The 22,234-nt window shown below is 66.0% G+C and carries 18 protein-coding genes; 3 read left to right on the top strand and 15 right to left on the bottom strand.

The window, feature by feature from the left end:
- Positions 1-40: 40 nt before the first annotated feature.
- The 12 genes from fabZ to rpsB all read right to left on the bottom strand — a co-directional run bounded on the left by fabZ (position 41) and on the right by rpsB (position 12,477).
- Positions 41-493, bottom strand: coding sequence for a 3-hydroxyacyl-ACP dehydratase FabZ (fabZ, locus tag EV147_RS05070; RefSeq protein WP_130390007.1), 453 nt, complete (start codon positions 491-493; stop codon positions 41-43).
- Positions 490-1,599: a UDP-3-O-(3-hydroxymyristoyl)glucosamine N-acyltransferase gene (lpxD, locus tag EV147_RS05065; RefSeq protein WP_130390006.1), complete on the bottom strand. Its 1,110-nt coding sequence runs from the start codon at positions 1,597-1,599 to the stop codon at positions 490-492. The genes fabZ and lpxD overlap by 4 nt, the downstream gene beginning before the upstream one ends.
- A 56-nt stretch (positions 1,600-1,655) precedes the next feature.
- Entirely contained in the window at positions 1,656-2,183 is a 528-nt protein-coding gene (locus tag EV147_RS05060) for an OmpH family outer membrane protein (protein WP_130390005.1), read from the bottom strand.
- Positions 2,184-2,203: 20 nt separating this feature from the next.
- Positions 2,204-4,513: an outer membrane protein assembly factor BamA gene (bamA, locus tag EV147_RS05055; protein WP_130390004.1), complete on the bottom strand. Its 2,310-nt coding sequence runs from the start codon at positions 4,511-4,513 to the stop codon at positions 2,204-2,206.
- A 160-nt stretch (positions 4,514-4,673) separates the two neighbouring features.
- Positions 4,674-6,071 carry an RIP metalloprotease RseP gene (rseP, locus tag EV147_RS05050; protein ID WP_130390003.1) on the bottom strand — a complete coding sequence of 466 codons (1,398 nt, stop codon included), beginning with the start codon at positions 6,069-6,071 and terminating at the stop codon, positions 4,674-4,676.
- A gap of 41 nt (positions 6,072-6,112) precedes the next feature.
- A complete protein-coding gene (gene ispC / locus EV147_RS05045; protein WP_130390002.1) occupies positions 6,113-7,291 on the bottom strand; it encodes a 1-deoxy-D-xylulose-5-phosphate reductoisomerase in 1,179 nt (392 codons plus the stop codon).
- 26 nt (positions 7,292-7,317) lie between these two features.
- Entirely contained in the window at positions 7,318-8,139 is an 822-nt protein-coding gene (locus tag EV147_RS05040; protein WP_130390001.1) for a phosphatidate cytidylyltransferase, read from the bottom strand.
- 45 nt (positions 8,140-8,184) lie between these two features.
- Positions 8,185-8,955, bottom strand: a complete 771-nt coding sequence (locus tag EV147_RS05035; protein WP_130390000.1) for an isoprenyl transferase — start codon at positions 8,953-8,955, stop codon at positions 8,185-8,187.
- Positions 8,956-9,006: 51 nt separating this feature from the next.
- Positions 9,007-9,567, bottom strand: coding sequence for a ribosome recycling factor (frr, locus tag EV147_RS05030; RefSeq protein WP_130389999.1), 561 nt, complete (start codon positions 9,565-9,567; stop codon positions 9,007-9,009).
- A 108-nt stretch (positions 9,568-9,675) separates the two neighbouring features.
- Positions 9,676-10,386 (bottom strand): UMP kinase, encoded by a 711-nt coding sequence (pyrH, locus tag EV147_RS05025; RefSeq protein ID WP_130389998.1) that lies wholly within the window; start codon positions 10,384-10,386, stop codon positions 9,676-9,678.
- A gap of 304 nt (positions 10,387-10,690) precedes the next feature.
- Entirely contained in the window at positions 10,691-11,569 is an 879-nt protein-coding gene (tsf, locus tag EV147_RS05020) for a translation elongation factor Ts (RefSeq protein ID WP_130389997.1), read from the bottom strand.
- A gap of 164 nt (positions 11,570-11,733) precedes the next feature.
- The gene (gene rpsB, locus EV147_RS05015) at positions 11,734-12,477 is read right to left on the bottom strand and encodes a 30S ribosomal protein S2 (protein WP_130389996.1); all 744 of its coding nucleotides are present in this window, start codon (positions 12,475-12,477) and stop codon (positions 11,734-11,736) included.
- Positions 12,478-12,817: 340 nt separating this feature from the next.
- Here rpsB and map point away from each other — a divergent pair, with 340 nt between their 5' ends.
- The 3 genes from map (at position 12,818) to EV147_RS05000 (ending at position 18,139) form a co-directional block, all read left to right on the top strand.
- On the top strand, positions 12,818-13,636 hold the full coding sequence (map, locus tag EV147_RS05010; protein ID WP_130389995.1) for a type I methionyl aminopeptidase: 819 nt from the start codon (positions 12,818-12,820) through the stop codon (positions 13,634-13,636).
- A 77-nt stretch (positions 13,637-13,713) separates the two neighbouring features.
- A complete protein-coding gene (locus EV147_RS05005; protein ID WP_130389994.1) occupies positions 13,714-16,287 on the top strand; it encodes a [protein-PII] uridylyltransferase in 2,574 nt (857 codons plus the stop codon).
- A 37-nt stretch (positions 16,288-16,324) separates the two neighbouring features.
- Entirely contained in the window at positions 16,325-18,139 is a 1,815-nt protein-coding gene (locus EV147_RS05000) for a pseudouridine synthase (RefSeq protein ID WP_130389993.1), read from the top strand.
- An 81-nt stretch (positions 18,140-18,220) separates the two neighbouring features.
- Here the strand turns inward: EV147_RS05000 and def are convergent, their stop codons facing one another.
- The 3 genes from def to EV147_RS04985 are packed head-to-tail and all read right to left on the bottom strand — an operon-like array spanning position 18,221 to position 22,233.
- Positions 18,221-18,754, bottom strand: a complete 534-nt coding sequence (gene def, locus EV147_RS04995) for a peptide deformylase (RefSeq protein ID WP_130389992.1) — start codon at positions 18,752-18,754, stop codon at positions 18,221-18,223.
- The gene (gene ligA / locus EV147_RS04990) at positions 18,751-20,892 is read right to left on the bottom strand and encodes an NAD-dependent DNA ligase LigA (RefSeq protein ID WP_130389991.1); all 2,142 of its coding nucleotides are present in this window, start codon (positions 20,890-20,892) and stop codon (positions 18,751-18,753) included. The genes def and ligA overlap by 4 nt, the downstream gene beginning before the upstream one ends.
- 12 nt (positions 20,893-20,904) lie before the next feature.
- On the bottom strand, positions 20,905-22,233 hold the full coding sequence (locus EV147_RS04985) for a cell division protein ZipA C-terminal FtsZ-binding domain-containing protein (RefSeq protein ID WP_130389990.1): 1,329 nt from the start codon (positions 22,231-22,233) through the stop codon (positions 20,905-20,907).
- Position 22,234: the final 1 nt, after the last annotated feature.

Below are 22,234 nucleotides of genomic sequence, written 5' to 3'. Positions count from 1 at the left end.
TCGTGTCCTGTACTTGCGGTTGGGTCCCGAGACGGGGCAATCAGGCGTCGGCCTGCTTGACCGTGCACATCAGCTCGGCTTCGCAGGCAACTTCGCCGTCGACGGTGGCATTGGCCTTGAATTTCCAGATCCCGCGGATGTAGCGTTCCACGGTGACGTTCAGGTGCAGCTGGTCGCCCGGGTACACCACGCGCTTGAAGCGTGCGCCATCGATGCCGACGAAGTAGTACAGCGCCCCTTCCTTGCGCTCCATGTCCGCGCCAAACGTCAGCAGGCCGGCCGACTGGGCCAGCGCCTCGAGGATCATCACGCCGGGCATGACCGGCTGCTCCGGGAAATGGCCCATGAAGTACGGCTCGTTGATCGTCACGTTCTTCAGGGTCTTGATGCGCTTCTGCGGCTCGAACTCGAGCACCCGGTCGACCAGCAGGATCGGGTAGCGGTGCGGCAGCAGCTTCAGGATCTTGCGGATGTCGATATCGGAGGCTGTCATGATGATCTCTCTTCGTCTTGTTTGTTGCTATCGGACCCGGCCGGCGCGCCGCGCAGGCGGCGTTCCAGCTGCATTACTCGCTCGCGCAGCTTCGACAAGCCGCGCACGATGGCTGCATTGCGCTCCCATTCGCCATGCGACGTGAACGGGAACACGCTGGTGAAATGCCCACCGGGTTTTGTTATCGATTTGGTAATCGACGTGCCGCCGGACACCGTGGTCCGGTCGGCGATATTCAGATGGCCCGAAAAATTGGCCGCGCCGCCAATGACGCAGAACTTGCCAATCCGGGTGCTGCCCGACACCGCCGCCGTCCCGGCAATCACGGTATGCGCGCCCACATGGACGTTGTGCGCAATCTGTACCTGATTGTCGATCTTGCAGCCGTCCTCGATCACGGTGTCGGCCATGGCGCCGCGATCCACGCAGCTGTTGGCGCCGATCTCGACGTCATTGCCCAGCACCGCCCGTCCCACCTGCGGAATCTTGACGTACTCGACGCCGGCCGGGCCGATATCGGGTGCGAACCCGAAGCCATCGGCACCGATCACCGCCCCGCTGTGCAGGATGTTGCGCGCGCCCACCACGCAACGATGATAGACAGAAACGTTCGCGTAGATGAGCGTATCTTCGCCGATCTCCGCGCCTGCGCCGATAAAGGCATTTGCGAGGATGCGGACACGCTCGCCGAGCCGGGCACCCGCCTCGATCACGACATTCGGGCCGATGAAGCACGAAGCCGGCACGATGGCGTCAACCGCCACCGTGGCGCGGGCGTCGATGCCCACGCGCGGGTCAAGGTTGGCCTCGCGGTCGAACCGCTGCGCCACGCGTGCAAAGCAGACATACGGGTTGCGCGCCACCAGCCAGTTGCGCCCCTCGGCGTGGCCTTCGGCCCGGATGCGTTCCAGATCCGCAGGCGAAACGATGACGGCGCCGGCTTTCGAAGCCAGCGCCTGCGCCTGGTACAGCGGATTGGAGAGGAACGACAGATCGCCGGAACCGGCCTGGTCGAGCGGCGCCAGACCGCGCACGGGCAGGTCGGGATCACCCACAACCTGCGCGCCGTATTCGGTGGCGAGCTGACCCAGTGTGGGTGTCTGCATGGCGGTACTTCCTTGAAAAAACGAAAAACGGTGACTGCGCTGGGACGTGGCCGCGATTACTTCGCGCCGGCGTTCAGCGCCTTCATCACGTCATCCGTGATATCGATGCGCGGGTTCACGTAGACCGCTTCCTGCACGATCAGATCGTACTTGCGCTGCTCGGCCAGTTGACGGATCACGCGGTTGGCGCGCTCCAGCACCTGGGCCAGTTCCTCGTTGCGGCGCTGGTTCAGGTCCTCGCGGAACTCGCGCTGCTTGCGCTGGAACTCGCGGTCCAGGTCGGCCACCTCACGCTGTCGACGCTGGCGGTCCGCATCGGCCAGCACGGCAGTGTCCTTGTCCAGCTTGTCGGCCAGCCCCTTGATCTTCTGGGCCATGTCCTGCAGCTCGCGGTCACGCTTCGAGAACTCTTGCTCGAGCTTGACCTGGGCAACCTTGGCGGGCTGCGAATCACGCAGGATACGTTCCGAGTTCACCGCGGCAATGCGCGTTTCCTGAGCCATCGCCGGCGCTGCCGCGCTCAGGGCCACTGCGGCCAGAGCAGCCGCGCTCAGGGATTTCATCAGTGGAGTATGCAGTTTCATCAAACAAATCCTTGTGGGGATCAGAACGCGGTGCCGATCTGGAACTGGAACCGCTGGACCTTGTCCGTGTCGTCCTTCTTCAGCGGGAAGCCCATGCTGACCTTGAGCGGACCGATCGGCGACAGCCACGACAGGCCGAAACCGGTCGAATACTTCAGGTCGCTGAAAGTGATCGGTGCGCCTTCCTGATACACGTTACCAAAGTCGAAGAACGTGAACAGGCGCAGTGTACGGTCCACACCCGAGCCCGGCAGCGGGAACACGAATTCCACGTTACCGATCAGCTTCGAGGCGCCACCCACCGGGTTGCCGTTCTGGTCCTTCGGACCGAGCGTGCTGGTCTGGTAGCCCCGCACCGAACCGATACCGCCGGCGTAGAAGTACTTGAACACCGGGAACGGCGTATCGCCGTAGCCGTGACCATAGGCCACTTCACCGTTGAAGGCCAGCGTGAAGGCCTTCGACAGCGGGTAGAAATACTGTTGCTGGAAGCTGGCGCGATAGTACTGCGTATCACCGCCCGGCACGCCGATTTCGAGGTTGGCCTGCGTGTACGGGCCCTTGGTCGGGATCAGCGCGCTGTCGCGGCGGTCCCGCGCCCAGCCGATCGTGAACGGGAAGTTGTTGATCGGATCGCCGCTGTTCTTGCCGATCTTCTGCAGCCATGCCTGGTACTGGCTCGGCGTGTTGACCGACGTGTAGACCTGCGTGCGTTCGTAGCCGATACCGAAGAACACGGTATCGTTCTCCGAGAACGGCACGCCGAACTTGAAGCCGCCGCCGGCCGAGACGATCTTGTAGTCCTGGTCGCCCGTGTAGTACAGCGGGCGCGACGTACGATAGTAGATGTCGGTCGAGCGGCTGATCCCGTCCACCGTGAAGTACGGGTCGTACTGCGTCAGCGCAATGGTACGGAACGACTTGGCGGTGTTGACGTCCAGGCCGAGGCTGGTACCGGAGCCGAACACGTTGTCCTGGCGCAGGCCGGCCTGCAGCACGAGCTTGTCGGTCGACGAGAAGCCCAGGCCCAGGCTGATCTGGCCGGTCGGCTTCTCGGTCACGTTCACGTTCACGTCGACCTGGTCGGGCGCGCCGGCCACGTCCTCGGTCGTGATGTTGGTGTCCGTGAAGTAGCCGGTACGGTTGATACGCGCCTGCGACTGCTGCAGCTTCTCGCTGTCGAACCACGAGCTTTCCATCTGGCGCATTTCGCGGCGCACCACCTCGTCCCGCGTCTTGCTGTTGCCGACCACGTTCACGCGGCGCACATAGACGCGGCGGCCCGGATCGACCATCAGGGTCAGCGCCACTTCGCGCTTTTCCTTGTCGATCTGCGGCTGCGGGTTGATCGTGGTGAAAGCATAGCCGTAGGTGCCAAGCAGGTCCGTGATGGACTTGGTGCTGGCCGTCAGCTTTTCGGAGGAGAAAATGTCGCCCTTCTTGAGCTTGAGCAACTTCTCCATTTCCTCCTGCTTGCCGAGCAGTTCGCCGGCCAGGCGGATATCCGAAACCTTGAACTGTTCGCCCTCGCTGATATTCAGCGTCAGGTAGATGTCCTTCTTGTCCGGAGTGATCGACACCTGCGTCGATTCGATCTGGAATTCCAGATAACCGCGGTTCAGGTAGTACGAGCGCAGCGCCTCCAGATCAGCCGTGAGCTTCTGCTTCGAGTACAGGTCGTTCTTGGTGTACCACGACAGCCAGTTCGGCGTGGAAAGCTGCATTTCGTCGCGCAGCGTGCTTTCCTTGAACGCCTTGTTGCCGACGATATTGATCTGGCGGATCTTGGCGACCGGGCCCTCTTCCACGTTGAACACCACGGACACGCGGTTGCGGTCGACCGGGGTCACGGTGGTCTGGACATCGGCGGCGTAGTAGCCGCGCGCCACGTACTGGCGCTTGAGTTCCTGCTCGGCCTTGTCGATCAGCGCCTTGTCGTAATACCGCGCCTCGGCAACGCCAACGGCACGCAGCGAGCGGCGCAGCGTGTCCTTGTCGAATTCCTTGATGCCCACGAACTCCAGCTGGGAGATCGCCGGGCGTTCCTCCACCTGCACGACCAGCACGCCGTCCTCGGCGCGGATCTGCACGTCCTTGAAGAAACCGGTATTGTAGAGCGCACGGATGGCGTCCGCGCCCTTGTCGTCGGTGAAGGTCTCGCCGACGCGGACCGGCAGGTAGCCGAACACGGTGCCCGGCTCCACGCGCTGCAGGCCCTCAACGCGGATATCCCTGACCACGAACGGATCTGCGGCCCAGCCCGCCGGGCTCCACGCAGCAATAATGGCACTCGTCAGCAAGCCCAGCGAGATGCGCTTATTTCTGATCAAAGTCGATCCCCTCTTCCTCATCGATTTCATGCAGGGTATTGGCTCCAGTGCCGTTTCCAGTCAGGCCCGACAACGCCGGCACGACTGCTCTCTCCGGCGGGATAATGCCCCCCCGGAAAAACGGCTGCCCCGGCCGACTGGCGTTTCCGGCTGCGCGAAACTAGCCGCGCGCAAGAAACAGTCGGCTGACGTCATTGAATAAAGCGAGTGAAGTCAGGAGCAAGATGCAGGCGACGCCGACCTTCTGCAGCATCGCTTGCCAGTGGTCTGGTACAGGCTTGCCAGTCAAAAATTCCACGCAATAATACAGCAAATGCCCCCCATCCAGCACCGGAATGGGTAACAAATTCAGTACACCAAGGCTGACACTGACCAAGGCCAGGAAACTGATGAAAGGCTGCCAGCCCATGTTCGCGGCACGGCCGGCGTAGTCGGCCACGGTCAGCGGGCCGCTCAGATTCTGCAACGACGCCTGCCCGACCAGCATCTTGCCGAGCAGCTTCAATGACAGCGTGCTGGTGCTCCAGACCTGGTCCGCCGCGCGGGCCAGCGCCTGCGTCACCGGGTAACGTACCACCTCGGTCTGCACGGCCTGGTTCAGCGCCGCACCGAGCTTGCCAACGGTGGGCTCCGGCCCGCCTTCGGTGGCGGGCTTGCCTCCCGGGGCCGCATCGAGCTTCACGACCAGATCCGAGCGTTGCCCGCCCCGCTCGATGCCCAGCGTGACGTCCTGCCCGGGCCGGGCGCGCACGCCACGGATCAGCTCGCCGGCCTGGGTCAGCGGCTGGCCCTGCCAGGTGGCGATCGTGTCGCCAGCCTTCAGGCCCGCCCGCTGTGCAGCCGAATCCGGCACGATCTCGGTCACCTTGACCGGCCCGCCCTTGAGCGCCAGCCCCAGCGTGACGAGGGGGTCCTGCTCGGGATTGCCGCCCGTATCGGGCAGGCGGCCCAGCGACACCTCGCGCTCGGCACCATCGGCGCCGCGCACGCGCAGCACCGCCCGGGCATCGCCAAAACCTTGCGAGAAGACCGCCATGCGCAGGTCGTTCCACGACCTCACCGGCTCGGTCTCGCCATTGGCAGTCAGCGAGAGCACGCGGTCGCCGTCACGGACGCCGGCCTGGGCGGCCACGGTGCCCGCAGCCGGGGCGCCCAGCACCGGCACCGGCTCCTGCATGCCGCCGGCAAACAGTACCAGGTACAGCGCAATGGCCAGCGCGAAGTTGGCCAGCGGCCCTGCTGCCACGATCACGAATCGCTTGCCGACTGGCTGCCGGTTGAACGCACGCGGCAGTTCGGCTGCGTCGATCGGCGGATCGGTTGCCGGATCGCGCTCGCGTTCGTCGAGCATCTTGACGTATCCGCCGAGCGGAATCGCGGCGAGCGTCCACTCGGTCTTGTCCGGCCCCTTGCCAACCCAGCGTGCCAGCGGCCTGCCGAATCCGATCGAGAAGCGCAGCACCTTGACGCCGCAGGCGCGGGCGGCCAGGTAGTGCCCCATCTCATGGACGAAGATCAGGATACATAGGGCGACGATGAACGCGATTACAGTTTGCATGGCAAATCACCCTTCTCCAGATCCGGCCGGGCCGAGATCGATCAATGCGTAGCCAGAGTCTTCAGCAGTGCCTGTGCCGCCCGGCGCGCTTCGGCGTCGGCGGCAAGCACCCCTTCCAGCGTGTCGGCGGCGCCCTGCACGGGCTGTTCCAGCACGGCATCCACCACGCGCGCGATGTCGGTAAAACGGATAGCGCCTTCCAGGAAAGCCTCGACGGCCACCTCGTTGGCGGCATTGAGCACGGCAGGCGCCAGACCGCCTGCACGCAACGCCTCAAAGGCTAGCCCAAGGCAGGGAAAGCGCTCAAGGTCAGGATTCTCAAAATGCAGGCCGCCGGCCTGCGTCAGATCAAGGGCCGTGACACCCGAGTCGATCCGCTCGGGGTATGCCATGCCGTAGGCGATCGGCGTACGCATGTCAGGATTGCCGAGCTGCGCCAGCACCGAGCCGTCCGCGTACGCGACCATCGAGTGCACGATGCTTTGCGGATGGATCAGCACTTCGATCCGGTCCGCCGGCGCGCCGAACAGCCAATGGGCCTCGATCACTTCGAGCCCCTTGTTCATCATCGTGGCCGAATCGACCGAAATCTTGCGCCCCATCACCCACTTCGGGTGCGCGCAGGCCTGGTCGGGCGTGATGTCGTGGAGCGTGGACGGGTCGCGCGTGCGGAACGGGCCGCCCGAGGCGGTCAGCAGCACCTTGGACACGCCCATGCCATAGCGGGGATCGGTGGTCGGCAGGCACTGGAAAATGGCGTTGTGCTCGCTGTCGATCGGCAGCAGCGTGGCGCCGTGCTCGCGCACCGCGTCCATGAAAATGCCGCCCGACATGACCAGCGACTCCTTGTTCGCCAGCAGCACGCGCTTGCCGGCGCGGGCCGCGGCCAGCGACGAACGCAGCCCCGCCGCACCGACGATTGCCGCCATCACCGCATCGGTGCCGGCATCCGCGGCGATCGATTCGAGCGCTTCCGGACCATGCTCGACCTGGGTGGAGAGGCCCGCGCTGCGCAGCAGCGACTCCAGTTCGCGGGCCGCCTCGGGGGAGCCTACCACCGCGCGGGCCGGCCGGAACTCCCGGCAGGCCGCAGCCAGCTTTTCCACCTGACGATGGGCGCTGAGCGCGTGCACCGTGTAGCGGTCCGGATGGCGGCGCACCACGTCGAGTGTGCTCTCGCCAATCGAACCCGTGGCGCCCAGAATCGTAATGCGTTGCATAGAACCCGTGAAACTCAAAGTTTTGATCAGACCCACGTCAGCAGCAGTGCTGCCAGCGGAAATACCGGAATCAGCGCGTCGATGCGGTCCAGGACGCCGCCATGGCCCGGCAGCAGGCGGCTGCTGTCCTTCATGCCCACCTGCCGCTTGAGCAGCGACTCGAACAGGTCGCCCACCACGCTCGCGGCCACCAGCAGCGTGGTCAGCACGGCCAGCAGGCCGAGCCCGCCCTTGTCGGCGATCAGCGAATACCAGGTGGGCGCAAACGCGTGGCTGGCCGCCAGGCCCAGTGCCACTGCCATCGCCAGCAGCCAGCCGCCGATGGCCCCTTCCCAGGACTTGCCGGGACTGATGGTCGGCGCCAGCTTGCGGCGGCCGATTGCCTTGCCTACGAAATAGGCACCGATGTCGGCCGCCCAGACCAGCACGGCGGCCGTCAGCAGTACGCCAACGCCGGCAAACCGCAACCCCATCACGGCGTGGCCGAACGCCGGCAGCATGATCAGCCCGAGCACCGCGCCGAGCAGCGTGAAACCCGGTGTGGCCTTGCGCACGCCCCGTGCCAGCAGCACCAGCGCCACGCCCCACGCCACCAGCGACGCCTTGAGGAGCAGTTCGGTGGCGGGACCGTCAGCCGCCAGGAAGACGCCGAGCAGCACCGCCAGGCAGGCCAGCGCATAGACATACGGCCAGGGCCCGGCCAGTCCGATCAGGCGGCCGAACTCCCAGCCGGCCAGCGCCACGATCACCACGACGAGCACGCCGAGCGCGACCGGCGGCGCCAGGAACAGGATGGGCAGGATCAGCAGCAACAGGCATACGGCGGTGATGACGCGGGTAAGAAGCATGCGGTTGCGGTGTCCCGTGATGTGAAGTGGAGGTTCCGGCCAGGATCAGGCCGTGCCCGACAGCCCCGGCGCCACCAGTTGGGCGCTGGTCCTGCCGAAACGGCGCTCGCGCTGGCGGTACGAGGCGAAGGCCTTGTCGAGCTCGGCGGCGTCGAAATCGGGCCAGAAGGTATCGGTGAAATACAGCTCGGAATACGCGAGCTGCCAGAGCAGGAAATTGCTGATGCGCTGCTCGCCGCCGGTACGGATGAACAGGTCCGGCTCGGGCGCGTAGGCCATGGCCAGGTGCGGCGCCAGGATCGATTCGTCGATGGTGTCGGCGTCGAGCATCGGCGAGCGCGCCAGCATCTTGCGCATCGCCTGGAGCAAGTCCCAGCGCCCGCCGTAGTTGGCGGCGATCGTCACGGTCAGGCCGGTATTGGCCGCCGTGCGTGCCTCGGCATCCTTGATCAGTTGCTGGATGCGCGGGCTGAACCGGGCGAGATCTCCCACCACCCGCAGGCGGATGTTGTTCGCGTGCATCTTGACCACCTCGCGGCGCAGGGCGGTCATGAACAGGCGCATCAGGAAGGACACCTCGTCGGCCGGCCGGCGCCAGTTCTCGGAACTGAACGCGAACAGCGTCAGGAACTGCACGCCGCGCGAAGCACATGCCTGCACGATGTCGCGCACCGTATCGAGGCCGCGGGTATGCCCGGCCACGCGCGGCAGGTGACGCTGCGTCGCCCAGCGGCCGTTGCCATCCATGATGATGGCAACGTGGCGGGGCACATAGGTGGTATCGGGAACGCCGAGCGTCGAACTGATATGCTGCATGGATTCGCGGACGATGCGGAGCAATCCCGGCGCCCAGGCGCCGGGACGGCCTTACACCGTCATGATTTCCTTCTCTTTCTCGGTGACCAGCTTGTCGATCTCGCCGACATACTTGTCGGTCAGCTTCTGGACGTCGTCGACACCGCGGCGCTCGTCGTCTTCCGAGATCGTCTTGTCCTTGACCAGCTTCTTGAACTGCTCGTTGGCGTCGCGGCGCAGGTTGCGCACGGCCACCTTGGCACCCTCGGCCTCGCTCTTGACGACCTTGATCAGCTCCTTGCGGCGCTCTTCGGTCAGCGCGGGCATCGGCACGCGGATCACGTCGCCCATCGTGGCCGGGTTCAGGCCCAGGTCGGCGTCACGGATGGCCTTCTCGACGGCCTGGACCATCTTCTTTTCCCACGGCTGCACGGTGATGGTACGCGCATCGCCCAGGCCAACGTTGGCCACCTGGCTGATCGGCACCGGCGAGCCGTAGTAATCCACCTGCACGTGGTCCAGCAGGCCGGTATGGGCGCGGCCGGTACGAATCTTTGCCAGATCGGCCTTGAAGGCTTCGATCGACTTCTGCATCTTCTGCTCGGCGCTCTTCTTTGTGTCGGCGACGGTCATGTTTACCTCCGGAAAACAGCCAGACAGGATCCCGCCGGGCGGGATCGAAAATGAAACATTCTACTCTGAGGCCGGACCGAATCAGCATTCTGACGCGGTCCGATACACTTAAACGTGCACTAGCGTACCCTCGTCATCGCCCAGGATCACGCGCTTCAGGGCGCCCGGCTTGACGATGGAGAACACCTTGATCGGCAGCTTCTGGTCGCGGCAGAGCGCGAACGCGGTGGCGTCCATGACCTGCAGGTTGCGGGAGATGGCCTCGTCGAACGAGATCGTGGCATAGCGCGTGGCGCTGGGGTCCTTTTTGGGGTCGGCCGTGTAGACGCCGTCCACCTTGGTGGCCTTGAGCACGATCTCGGCGCCGATTTCCGAGCCACGCAGCGCGGCGGCGGTGTCGGTCGTGAAGAACGGGTTGCCGGTGCCGGCCGCGAAAATCACGACCTTGCCCTCTTCGAGCTGGCGGATGGCGCGCGGGCGGATATAAGGCTCGACCACCTGGTCCATGCGCAGCGCGGACTGCACACGGCCCTCGATGTTGGCGTGGCGCATGGCGTCCTGCAGGGCCAGCGCGTTCATCATCGTGGCCAGCATGCCCATGTAGTCGGCCGTGGCACGGTCCATGCCGGCGGCGCCGCCGGCGACACCGCGGAAGATGTTGCCGCCGCCGATGACCACGGCCACCTGGACGCCCAGCTTCACGATTTCGGCAATGTCATTGACCATGCCCTCGATGGTGGCGCGGTTGATGCCGAAGGCATCGTCGCCCATCAGGGCCTCACCGGAAAGTTTCAGAAGGACGCGCTTGTAGGCTGGCATGATCACCTCGGGCTGGTTCTCGATCGCTCGTTTGAACGGATGGATGGGCGCGGGCGGCACAAGGCATCTGCGCACCGGCCGCGCATGAATACGGAAAGCTGGACAACTGGATAGCCGGTTTTCGCCGTCATCTGCAGGCAACGTCCTGTAAAAGGGCTCGCCAGAGGCAGGTGACTGCGAAAACAGACTGCACGACACGCTTCGCGGCCGTACTTGTGCAGAGGGGCACCTCGCGGCGCCCCTCGGCATTATACGGTGGCGGCGCCGGCTCCCCACGGGGAGGTCCGGCCCGGCCACCCGGACATCAGGCCTTCTGGGCGGCAGCCACCTGGGCGGCCACTTCGGCGGCGAAGTCGTCCTGCTTCTTCTCGATGCCTTCGCCCACCACGTACAGCGTGAAACCCTTCACGTTGGTGTTGGCGGCCTTCAGCATCTGCTCGACGGTCTGCTTGTCGTTCTTCACGAACGTCTGGTTCAGCAGCGACACTTCCTTCAGGTACTTCTGCACCGAACCTTCGACCATCTTGGCAACGATCTCGGCCGGCTTGCCCGATTCGGCAGCCTTCTGCTCGGCGATGCTGCGCTCCTTGGCGATCAGCTCGGCGGGCACCTGCTCCGACGACAGCGACACCGGCTTCATGGCGGCCACGTGCATGGCCACGTCCTTGGCGGCCACTTCGTCGCCGTCGAACTCGACCATCACGCCGATACGGGTGCCGTGCAGGTACGAGGCCAGCTTGCCGCCGTTGGCGTAGCGCACGAAGCGGCGGATCGTCATGTTCTCGCCGATCTTGCCGATCAGGGCCGAGCGCACGGCGTCAACCGTCGAACCGTCCATTTCCAGGGCCGACAGGGCTGCCACGTCGGCCGGGTTCTGCTTGGCCACCAGTTCAGCCACCTTGGCGCCGAAGCCCAGGAAGTCGTCGTTCTTCGACACGAAGTCGGTTTCGCAGTTCAGTTCGACCAGGGCGCCCGTCGTGCCGTCGATGAACGTCGTGACGATGCCTTCGGCGGTCACGCGCGATGCGGCCTTGCTGGCCTTGTTGCCCAGCTTGACGCGCAGCAGTTCCTCGGCCTTGTCCAGGTCGCCACCGGCTTCCGTCAGGGCCTTCTTGCATTCCATCATCGGCGCGTCGGTCTTTGCGCGCAGTTCTGCAACCATGCTTGCGGTAATAGCCGCCATTTGTCACTCCTTGGTTGTTTGGCTCATCCGGGGCGAATCGTATCCGCGGCGGATGACAACTGAATCCGTTTGCAAAAAGGGGGCGCCAGAGTGCCCCCTTTTCTTGTTGCCGCAAGGCGGGCGCCGGCGGCCGGTGTATCCCGGCCTCAGGCGCCAGCGGGCAATCAGCCTTCCTGGACTTCGACGAACTCGTCGTCGCCGCGCACGGCTTCCACCACTTCCTGCACCGCGTTGGCACGGCCTTCCAGGATGGCGTCGGCCACGCCGCGCACGTACAGTGCGACAGCCTTGCTCGAATCGTCGTTACCCGGGATCACGTAGTCGATGCCTTCCGGGTTGTGGTTCGTGTCGACCACGCCGATCACGGGGATGCCCAGCTTGTTGGCTTCCGTCACGGCAATCTTGTGGTAGCCGACGTCCACCACGAAGATGGCGTCAGGCACGCCGCCCATGTCCTTGATGCCGCCGATGGACTTTTCCAGCTTTTCCATCTCGCGCTCGAACATCAGCGCTTCCTTCTTGCTCATGGTTTCCAGCGCGCCGGCTTCCTTGGCGGCTTCCATGTCCTTCAGGCGCTTGATCGAGATCTTGACGGTCTTGAAGTTCGTCAGCATGCCGCCGAGCCAGCGGGCGTCGACATAGGGCATGCCAGCGCGGCCGGCTTCCTCGGCCAGGATCTCGCGCGATTGACGCTTGGTACCCACGAAAAGCACGGTGCCGCGGTTTGCTGCCAGTTGGCGCACGTACTTCAGCGCGTCCTGGAACATCGGCAGGGTCTTTTCGAGGTTGATGATGTGGATCTTGTTGCGATGACCGAAGATGAAGGGGGCCATCTTCGGGTTCCAGAAGCGGGTCTGGTGGCCAAAGTGGCAACCGGCTTCCAGCATTTCGCGCATGGTCACGGACATGTGAGGTACTCCAAGAGGGTTGGTTTCTGAAGTCCGCCCCGACATTCCTGAAAAGGAACACCCCGGATGGGCGGACCAGCGATTTACTAAAAGTTTCATGACTGGCGGCGCCGTTTCCGGCCACTCGTCAAGTCAGCCCGCGATTGTAGCAACAAAGTGACGGTCCGCTCAAGCCCCCTGGATGTCCCCTTCCGCAACCCGATGCCACCGGCGCGGCACCCGATTGCTGCGCCCTGCCCTGCATTTCGCTGCTTTCCGACCTCGAAGGTGAGATAATCCCGATTTGCGAATATTTCTGGCGCAGCCTGTGGCTGGGTCATCACATTTCAGGCGAAGCAGCATGAGCATCCATATCAACACCGCCGAAGACATCGCCCAAATGCGCGTGGCTTGCCGCCTTGCCTCCGAAGTCCTCGACTACATCACGCCCCACGTCAAGCCCGGCGTCACCACCGGCGAACTCGACAAGCTCTGCCACGCCTATATGCGTGACGTACAAGGCACCGTCCCGGCACCGCTGAACTACGCGCCGCCGGGCTACCCGCCGTTCCCGGGCGCGATCTGCACCTCGGTCAACGACGTGATCTGCCACGGCATCCCCGGCGAGCGCGTGCTCAAGGCCGGCGACGTCGTGAACCTCGATATCACGGTCATAACCAAGGAAGGCTATTACGGCGACACGAGCCGCATGTTCGTGGTCGGCGAGGCATCGATTCTGGCGAAACGGCTATCCCAGATCACCTACGAATGCATGTGGAAGGGGATCCAGCAGGTGCGCAACGGCGCGCGCCTTGGTGACATCGGCCACGCGATCCAGGTCCATGCCGAAGGCGCCGGCTACAGCGTGGTGCGCGAATACTGCGGCCACGGCATCGGCAAGGTCTTCCATTCCGACCCGCAGATTCTCCACTACGGCCGCCCCGGCACCGGCATGGAGATCAAGACGGGCATGATCTTCACGGTGGAGCCCATGATCAACGCCGGCAAGCGCGATATCCGCACGATGCCGGACCAGTGGACTGTCAAGACGCGCGACCGCAGCCTGTCGGCCCAGTGGGAGCACACGGTGCTGGTGACCGAAACCGGCTTCGAGGTGCTGACGAAGTCCGAAGGCACGCCGCAGCCGCCGGCCTTCATCACGGAAACCGTCGCGGCCTGATCCGCGCGGACGCCAGGGCGCCCACCAAGGCGCCCTTTCTTCTTCCAGCCGTGCCCACGCCCATCCTCCCGCCACCCATGGACACCACGCCGGAACTGTTGCTCTGCCAGCGCATCCGCGACCGACTCAAGGCCGACAAGCAGGCCCTGTTCGCCGAGTTCGACGTCACCAACCAGGTTTCGCCGCTGGTTACCCGGCTGCGCCGCGCCGTCGATGCCGCGCTGGTCGAGGCCTGGACCGGCCTCGGACTGCCCGCCGATGCCGCGCTGGTGGCCGTGGGCGGCTACGGCCGTGGCGAGTTGTTCCCGTATTCGGATGTCGACGTCCTGTTGCTGCTGCGCGGCGAGCCCGATGCCGACACCGCCACGCGGCTCGAACGCTTCATCGGGCTGTGCTGGGACCTGGGCCTTGAGATCGGTTCGTCGGTGCGCACCGTGGATGACTGCATTCGCGAAGCCGCCGCCGACATCACGATCCGCACCGCGCTGCTCGAAGCCCGCCTGCTGACCGGCAGCAAGCCGTTGTTCCAGGCCATGCAGACGCGCTACCTGGCGGACATGGACGCCGGCGATTTCTTCCAGGCCAAGCTGCTCGAACTGCGCCAGCGGCACGCCAAGTACCAGGACACGCCCTACGCGCTGGAACCGAACTGCAAGGAAAGCCCGGGCGGGTTGCGCGACCTCCAGGTCATCCTGTGGATGACCAAGGCCGCCGGCCTGGGCGACAGCTGGAAAGAGCTGTTCGGGCGCGGCCTGCTGACCGAACGCGAATCGCAGGAACTGGCCCGCAACGAGCGCCTGCTGCGCACCATCCGGGCCCGCCTGCACCTGCTGGCCGGACGCCGCCAGGACGTGCTCGTCTTCGACCTGCAGACGGCGCTGGCCGAATCGTTCGGCTACCGGCAGACCACGGCCAAGCGCGCCAGCGAGCAGCTGATGCGCCGCTACTACTGGGCAGCCAAGGCCGTGACGCAGCTCAACAGCGTGTTGCTGCTCAATATCGAGGCGATGCTGTTCCCGAGCGAGTCCAAGGTCACGCGCGTGATCAACGACAGCTTTGTCGAGCGCCAGGGCATGCTGGAGATCACCAGCGACGACCTCTACGAGAAGAATCCGCACGCGATCCTGGAGACGTTCCTGCTGTACGAACGCACGCCGGGCGTGAAAGGTCTGTCGCCGCGCACGCTGCGCGGGCTCTACAACGCGCGCACGGTCATGGACGCCAGCTGGCGCAATGATCCCGAGAACCGCCGGCTGTTCCTGGCCATCGTGCAGGAGCCGCAGGGCATCACGCACGCACTGCGCCTGATGAACCAGACCAGCGTGCTCGGGCGCTACCTGATCAATTTCCGGCGCATCGTGGGCCAGATGCAGCACGACCTGTTCCACGTCTACACCGTGGATCAGCACATCCTGATGGTGGTGCGCAACATGCGCCGCTTCGCCATCGTCGAGCATACCCACGAGTTCCCGTTCTGCAGCCAGCTGATGGCCGGCTTCGAGCGGCCGTGGGTGCTCTGGGTGGCGGCGCTGTTCCACGACATCGCCAAGGGGCGCGGCGGCGACCACTCCAAGCTGGGTACGGTCGATGCACGCCGCTTCTGCAAGCAGCACGGCATTGCGCGCGAGGATGCCGACCTGATCGCCTGGCTCGTCGAGCACCACCTGACGATGAGCCACGTGGCACAGAAACAGGATCTGACCGACCCCGACGTGGTCAAGGCGTTTGCCCAGGTGGTAGGCAACGAGCGCTACCTGACCGCGCTGTACCTGCTGACCGTGGCCGATATCCGCGGCACCAGCCCCAAGGTCTGGAACGCGTGGAAGGGCAAGCTGCTCGAAGACCTGTACCGCATCACGCTGCGTGTGCTCGGCGGCGCCCGGCTCGATTCGCATTCGCTGTGGGCGCAGAAGCGCGACGACACGATCGCCCAGCTGCGCCTGAACGCGTTCGACCCCGATCTGGCGAAACCACTATGGAACAAGCTGGACATGTCGTTCTTCATGCGGCACGATGCGCGCGACATCGCCTGGCTCACCCGGCACCTGTTCAACAAGGTGAACAGCGCCGATCCGGTGGTCAAGGCCCGCGTGTCGCCAGCCGGCGAGGGGCTGCAGGTGGTGGTCTACGTCAAGGACCAGCCTGACCTGTTCGCCCGCATCTGCGGCTATTTCGAGCGCAAGGCGTTTTCGATCCAGGACGCCAAGATCGAGACCACGCGCGACGGCTATGCGCTGGACACGTTCCAGATCACCGACCCCGGCCTCGACGGTGGCTACCGCGACATCCTGGCACTGGTGGAACATGAACTGACCGAGCGCGTGCGGCTGGAATGCCCGCTGCCCGAAACCACCCAGGGCCGCCTGTCGCGCCAGTCGCGCAGCTTCCCGATCAAGCCGCGCGTGGATTTGCGTCCCGACGAGCGCGGCCAGTATTACCTGCTGTCGGTGTCCGCCAACGACCGCACCGGCCTGCTGTACGCCCTGGCCGGCGTGCTGGCCAAACACCGCGTGTCCGTGCATTCGGCGCGCATCAATACGCTCGGCGAACGCGTGGAAGACGTGTTCCTGGTCGATGGCTCACGCCTGACCGCCGACAACCGGCTGCAGATTCAGCTTGAACAGGATTTGCTCGACGCGCTGGACATCTGACTCCCGGATGTCCCGGCGCGCGAGCGTTTGGAACGATATGACCGATAGCAACACCCCTCCCCGCAAGACGCTGGGTATCAAGACCCCCGCCTCCACCTCGGATGCACCGCGCAAGGCCACGCGCCCGGTGCGGGTGTCCGACCTGAACCGCAAGCGCGTGCAGGACGTGGTCACCGGCATCAAGCAGGCGAAGGAGCGGGCGTCCGAGAAGAGCAAGCGCAAGGCACCGGCCGAGGGCGCGCCGCAACGCGCCGAGCGCACGGAGCGGCCCGCCCGCCCTGCCCGGCCGCGCCCGGCGGACGGCGAACGCGCCCCGCGCCGGTTTGGCGACGAGGATCGCGCCCAGCGTCCGCGCCGCTTCGACGACGACAATCGCAGCGAGCGTCCGCGCCGTTTCGAGGGTGAGAACCGCCCGGAGCGCCCGCGCCGGTTCGAAGGCGAGAACCGCCCGGAGCGTCCGCGTCGTTTCGAGGGCGAGAACCGCCCGGAGCGTCCGCGTCGTTTCGAAGGCGAGAACCGCCCGGAGCGGCTGCGCCGGTTCGAGGGTGAGAACCGCCCGGAGCGTCCGCGTCGGTTCGAGGGTGAGAACCGCCCGGAGCGCCCGCGTCGTTTCGAAGGTGAGAACCGCCCGGAGCGGCCGCGTCGTTTCGAAGGTGAGAACCGCCCGGAGCGTCCGCGTCGTTTCGAAGGTGAGAACCGCCCGGAGCGGCCGCGCCGGTTCGAGGGTGAGAACCGCCCGGAGCGGCCGCGTCGTTTCGAGGGTGAGAACCGCCCGGAGCGGCCGCGTCGTTTCGAGGGTGAGAACCGCCCGGAGCGTCCGCGTCGGTTCGAGGGTGAGAACCGTGGCGAGCGCCCGCGCCAGTTCGGCGATGACAACCTTGCCGAGCGCCCGCGCCGCTTTGGCGACGAGGCACGCGCCCCGCGCCGCGACGACGACGCGCCGCGCCGCGGTGTCGCGCCGGCGCGCCGGTTCAGCGATACCGCCGACCGCGCCCGCCCGGTCCGTGCCGAGCGCAGCGAGCGTCCCGCCTACGGCGACCGCCCGGCACGTCCTGCCGCGCCGGCCGCCGAGCCGCGTGAAGACGGCCTCGTGCGGCTGTCCAAGCGGATGTCGGAACTGGGCCTGTGCTCGCGCCGCGAGGCCGACGAATGGATTCCGCTCGGCTGGGTGCTGGTCGACGGCGAGCCCGTGACCGAACTCGGCACGCGCATCCGCCCCGACGCCACGATCGAAATCCGCCAGGAAGCCCGCTCGGAACAGGGCGAGCGCGTGACCGTGCTGCTGAACAAGCCGGTCGGCTACGTCTCCGGCCAGGCCGAGGACGGCTACGAGCCCGCCGCCGTGCTGTTCGCGCCGGAGAACCAGTGGGAGAACGACCCCACGCGCAAGCGCTTTGCCCCGTGGCAGCGCAAGAACCTGGCGCCGGCCGGCCGCCTCGACATCGACTCCACCGGCCTGCTGGTGCTGACGCAGGACGGCCGTATCGCCCGCGCGCTGATTGGCGACGATTCGAACGTGGAGAAGGAATATCTGGTGCGCGTGGTCTGGGAGTCGCCGGAAGGCCCCGTCGAGCGCGACATCAGCAAGGTGTTTCCGGAAGACCAACTGGAGCGTCTGCGCTTCGGCCTGTCGCTCGACGGCGTGGTGCTGAAACCCGCCAAGGTCAGCTGGCAGAACGAGGAACAACTGCGCTTCGTGCTGCGCGAAGGCCGCAAGCGCCAGATCCGCCGCATGTGCGAGCAGGTGGGACTGCGTGTGGTGGGACTGAAGCGCGTCCGCATGGGCCGCATCGCACTGGGCGACCTGCCGGTGGGGCAATGGCGGTTCTTGGGGGCGTTCGAGAAGTTTTGAGGGAGTTTGACTCCCTCAGTCTTTCTCCCCTCTCCCGCTCGCGGGAGAGGGGAGAAAACCAGCGAAGCGGAGACGCTTGACTCAATCGTCGTAGTTCGCCGGCAGCTCCGGGAACAAGATCTCGGTAAATCCGAACTTCGTGAAATCCTTGATCCGCATCGGGTACAGCATCCCGATCAAGTGGTCGCACTCGTGCTGCACCACGCGCGCATGAAAACCCTCCGCCACGCGCTCGATCCGGTTGCCCTGCATGTCGAAGCCGGTATAGCGCAGCGACGTGTGGCGCGGCACCACGCCACGCAGGCCCGGTACCGACAGGCAGCCTTCCCAGCCGTCCTCCATCTCGTCGGACAGCGGTTCGAGCACCGGGTTGATCAGCACGGTCTTGGGTACCGTGGGTGCGTCCGGGTAGCGCGGATTGCGGTCGAAGCCGAAGATCACCACCTGCAGGTCCACGCCGATCTGCGGCGCGGCCAGGCCGGCGCCGTTGGCGTGTTCCATGGTATCGAACATGTCGTCGACCAGCAGCCGCAGTTCGGGCGTATTGAACTGCGTCACCGGCCGGGCCTGCTGCAGCAGGCGGGCATCGCCCATCTTGAGGATTTCGCGAATCATTGTGCGTCTCCGCTGTTGTCGGCCAGCAGCTTGAGCATGCCGTCCTCGTCGAGTACCGGAACGTCCAGCGCCAGGGCCTTCTCCAGCTTGCTGCCCGCCTCGGCGCCCGCCACCACGTAATCTGTCTTCTTCGACACCGAGCCGGCCACCTTGGCGCCGGCCGCTTCGAGCTTTTCCTTGGCCTCCTCGCGCGACAGCGTCGGCAGCGTGCCGGTCAGCACGATCGTCTTGCCGGACAGCGGCAGCGGCGCCGCGCGGGCCGCAGGCTCCGATTCGGGCCAGTGTACGCCGGCGGCGCGCAACTGCTCGATCACCTCGACGTTGTGTGCCTCGGCCAGGAAGTTGGCGATCGACTGGGCCACCACCGGCCCCACGTCGTTGACTTCGAGCAGCGCGGCTTCATCGGCGGCCAGCAGGTTGTCGAGCTTGCCGAAGTGCTTCGCCAGATCCTTGGCGGTGGCCTCGCCCACGTGGCGGATGCCCAGCGCGAAGATGAAACGGTTCAGCGTGGTCTCGCGCGACTTGTCGATGGCCGCCACGATATTCGAGGCCGATTTGTCCGCCATGCGGTCCAGCGCCGCCAGCTTGGCCACGCCCAGCTTGTAGAGGTCCGCAGGCGTGCGCACGATGCCCTGGTCCACCAGTTGCTCCACTACCTTGTCGCCGAGCCCCTCGATGTCCATGGCGCGCCGCTGGGCGAAGTGCAGCAGCGCCTGCTTGCGTTGGGCGGCACAGATCAGGCCGCCGGTACAGCGCGCGATGACCTCGCCTTCGAGCTTTTCCACGTGCGAGCCGCAGACCGGGCACGCGGTGGGCATCACGAACGCCCGGGCATCGGCCGGACGGCGCTCCAGCACCACCGCCACCACCTCGGGAATCACGTCGCCGGCGCGGCGCACAATCACCGTATCGCCAATATGCACGTCCTTGCGCCGGATTTCGTCTTCGTTATGGAGCGTGGCGTTGGTCACGGTCACGCCGCCCACGAACACCGGCGCGAGCCGCGCCACGGGCGTGATCGCCCCGGTGCGGCCCACCTGGACCTCGATGTCCTCGACCGTCGTGGTCATTTCCTGCGCCGGGAACTTGTGCGCCAGCGCGAAGCGCGGCGCGCGCGAGACGAAGCCCAGTTGCTCCTGCTCGGGGATGGCGTTGACCTTGTAGACCACGCCGTCGATGTCATACGGCAACTGGTCGCGCCGCGCGCCGATATCGCGGTGGAACGACAGCAGCCCCTCCGCGCCCTTCACCACGCGGCGCTCCTCGCAGACCGGCAGGCCCAGCGCGGCAAAGCCGTCGAGCATCACGCCATGCGTGGGCGGCCGGTCGGCGCCCTGGAGTTCGCCCAGGCCGTAGGCGAAGAACGAAAGCGGCCTTTTGGCGGTAATACGAGGGTCGAGCTGGCGCAGGCTGCCGGCCGCCGCGTTGCGCGGATTGACGAAGGTCTTCTCCCCGGCCTCCGCCTGGCGGGCGTTGAGCTTGTCGAAATCGGCGCGGTACATGAACACCTCGCCGCGCACTTCGAGCACGGCGGGCGCCTGGCCGCGCAGCTTCAGCGGAATCGCCTTGATCGTGCGCACGTTGGCGGTCACGTCCTCGCCGGTTTCGCCGTCGCCACGCGTGGCGGCCTGCACGAGCTTGCCGTCCTCGTAGCGCAGCGACATCGCCAGCCCGTCGAACTTCAGTTCGCAGGAATACTCCACCGCGTTGTCCGCGGCGTCGGCCGCGCCGAACAGGTCATCCGCCGGCGCCGCCACGGCCGTCTTGCCGAGGCCCTGTGCGCAACGGCGGTCAAAGCTGACCACGTCGTCATCCTCGAAACCGTTGTTCAGCGACAGCATCGGCACCCGGTGGCGCACCGAATCGAACGCCGCGAGCGGCGCGCCGCCCACGCGCTGGGTGGGCGAATCGTCGGTCAGCAGGTCGGGATGCTCGGTTTCCAGCGCCTGGAGTTCGCTGAACAGTGCGTCGTAGTCCGCGTCGGGAATGGTCGGCGCGTCGAGCACGTAATACTGGTAGCTGTGGCGATCGAGTTCGTCGCGCAGCCACAGCACACGCTGGGCGGGCGTGGCGTCGGCCGGCAATGCAGCGGCCGGCGCGGGAGCCGAAGCCGGCGCGCCCGGGGTCTTGGCGGTCATGGTCGGCTCCGCTTACAGGCTGAACAGGCGCACGGCCACGGGAGACCCGGCTGGCATGCCGCGCGCTTCAAGCTTCTCGTACAGCTTTTCGAGCTGGTTGAAGATCGCCACGAACGACGCCTCGGTCAGCGGCCGCATGTTGTCGTCCACCAGTTGCGCGCCCATGCGCTGCGCCAGGCTGTAGCCGTATTCGCAGACCGTCTTGAACGGCTTGATCGATTGTGATGCCTGAGGCACATCCAGCAGCAGCGTGATCTGGCGGCCGGCGTTCAGCGTCAGGTCGTCGCGCAGGAAGTTGGTTTCGCCGAACTGGAGCGTGAACAGCGGCTTCTGCACGCCGTCCGCGCCCGGTTCATAGCGGATGAAGCGCGTGCCGTCGCGCGACAGCACCAGCCCGTCCTGGGTTGCCACGTTCTGCACGTAGGCGGCGGACCACGGCGCACCGTCGGAAATCACGTTGACGCCAAGCTGTACGTCCGCACCGGCGGCAAACCCGTCCAGTTCGCGGGCATTGGCCACGGTTTCGGTCATGTCGGGCAGTTCGGCCGAGGCGTCGAGCGCTTCGCCCAGTGCCTCCACGGCGTTGACGAACTCGGAGAATTCGAGCGCGTTGAGCGGACCGCTGCGGTTGGCCAGCTGCACGGCCACCTGCAGGTCTTCGTACTGGTGTCCGGCGGTAACCGGCTCCCAGGCGTTGGCCTCGGCACGCAGCCCCTCGATATGCACCTGCTTCGTGCCGGCCCGGCGCAGGCGGCCAGTCAGCGGCAGGATGCGGTCGCCAGAGGCCTTGCGCTCCAGGTGCATCGGCACGATGCAGTCGATCAGCGGGTCGATCACGGCTGGCGACGGCTGGCCGTCCATCACCGCGGGTTCGGGCGCGGCAGCGGCAGCGGCGGTCGCAGCGACAGCCACGGGCTCGGGTTCGGCTGCCACGGGCGCGGCCGTCGCATCGACCGGTTCCTCCTCCCGCGCGGCGGCTGCCACCGCCACTTCCTCGGCCACCACCTCGTCGGCATCGGCCGTGCGCGCCGCCGCATGGGCGGCGGCGGTCGCCGTGGCGACATCGCCCGGGCTGTCCGCCTCGTCATGCGGCAGGCCCCGGCCCGCCTCGCCGAGCGTCGGCTCGCGGCGCGCGATGTGTTCGGGTACGGTTTCCTTGAGCCTGGCCTGCGTTTCCGGGTGCGTGGTCTTGGTCACCACCGGCTCGCGCATCGGCGGCAGGTCGTCCTCGGGCATCAGCGGGCGCACGCGCCGCGCCTTGTGGATCTGCCAGCGGTTGTAGGCCACCAGCAGCAACAGCAATACAACACCCGCGATGATCAGTGCGTTCTGCAGTTCCATC

Origin of the sequence: Cupriavidus agavae, assembly GCF_004217045.1 — a bacterium.
Classification (GTDB): domain Bacteria; phylum Pseudomonadota; class Gammaproteobacteria; order Burkholderiales; family Burkholderiaceae; genus Cupriavidus; species Cupriavidus agavae.
This window is presented reverse-complemented; position numbering and strand designations above follow the sequence as displayed.

Bases quoted from the DNA above. Each gene is read 5' to 3' on its own strand.
- ligA (WP_130389991.1), bottom strand. From the start codon at position 20,892: ATGACCGCCAAGACCCCGGGCGCGCCGGCTTCGGCTCCCGCGCCGGCC.
- ispC (WP_130390002.1), bottom strand. From the start codon at position 7,291: ATGCAACGCATTACGATTCTGGGCGCCACGGGTTCGATTGGCGAGAGC.
- pyrH (WP_130389998.1), bottom strand. From the start codon at position 10,386: ATGCCAGCCTACAAGCGCGTCCTTCTGAAACTTTCCGGTGAGGCCCTG.
- EV147_RS05000 (WP_130389993.1), top strand. From the start codon at position 16,325: ATGACCGATAGCAACACCCCTCCCCGCAAGACGCTGGGTATCAAGACC.
- EV147_RS05005 (WP_130389994.1), top strand. From the start codon at position 13,714: ATGGACACCACGCCGGAACTGTTGCTCTGCCAGCGCATCCGCGACCGA.
- def (WP_130389992.1), bottom strand. From the start codon at position 18,754: ATGATTCGCGAAATCCTCAAGATGGGCGATGCCCGCCTGCTGCAGCAG.
- EV147_RS05035 (WP_130390000.1), bottom strand. From the start codon at position 8,955: ATGCAGCATATCAGTTCGACGCTCGGCGTTCCCGATACCACCTATGTG.
- EV147_RS04985 (WP_130389990.1), bottom strand. From the start codon at position 22,233: ATGGAACTGCAGAACGCACTGATCATCGCGGGTGTTGTATTGCTGTTG.
- EV147_RS05060 (WP_130390005.1), bottom strand. From the start codon at position 2,183: ATGAAACTGCATACTCCACTGATGAAATCCCTGAGCGCGGCTGCTCTG.
- EV147_RS05040 (WP_130390001.1), bottom strand. From the start codon at position 8,139: ATGCTTCTTACCCGCGTCATCACCGCCGTATGCCTGTTGCTGCTGATC.
- rpsB (WP_130389996.1), bottom strand. From the start codon at position 12,477: ATGTCCGTGACCATGCGCGAAATGCTGGAAGCCGGTTGCCACTTTGGC.
- fabZ (WP_130390007.1), bottom strand. From the start codon at position 493: ATGACAGCCTCCGATATCGACATCCGCAAGATCCTGAAGCTGCTGCCG.
- tsf (WP_130389997.1), bottom strand. From the start codon at position 11,569: ATGGCGGCTATTACCGCAAGCATGGTTGCAGAACTGCGCGCAAAGACC.
- map (WP_130389995.1), top strand. From the start codon at position 12,818: ATGAGCATCCATATCAACACCGCCGAAGACATCGCCCAAATGCGCGTG.
- lpxD (WP_130390006.1), bottom strand. From the start codon at position 1,599: ATGCAGACACCCACACTGGGTCAGCTCGCCACCGAATACGGCGCGCAG.
- rseP (WP_130390003.1), bottom strand. From the start codon at position 6,071: ATGCAAACTGTAATCGCGTTCATCGTCGCCCTATGTATCCTGATCTTC.
- frr (WP_130389999.1), bottom strand. From the start codon at position 9,567: ATGACCGTCGCCGACACAAAGAAGAGCGCCGAGCAGAAGATGCAGAAG.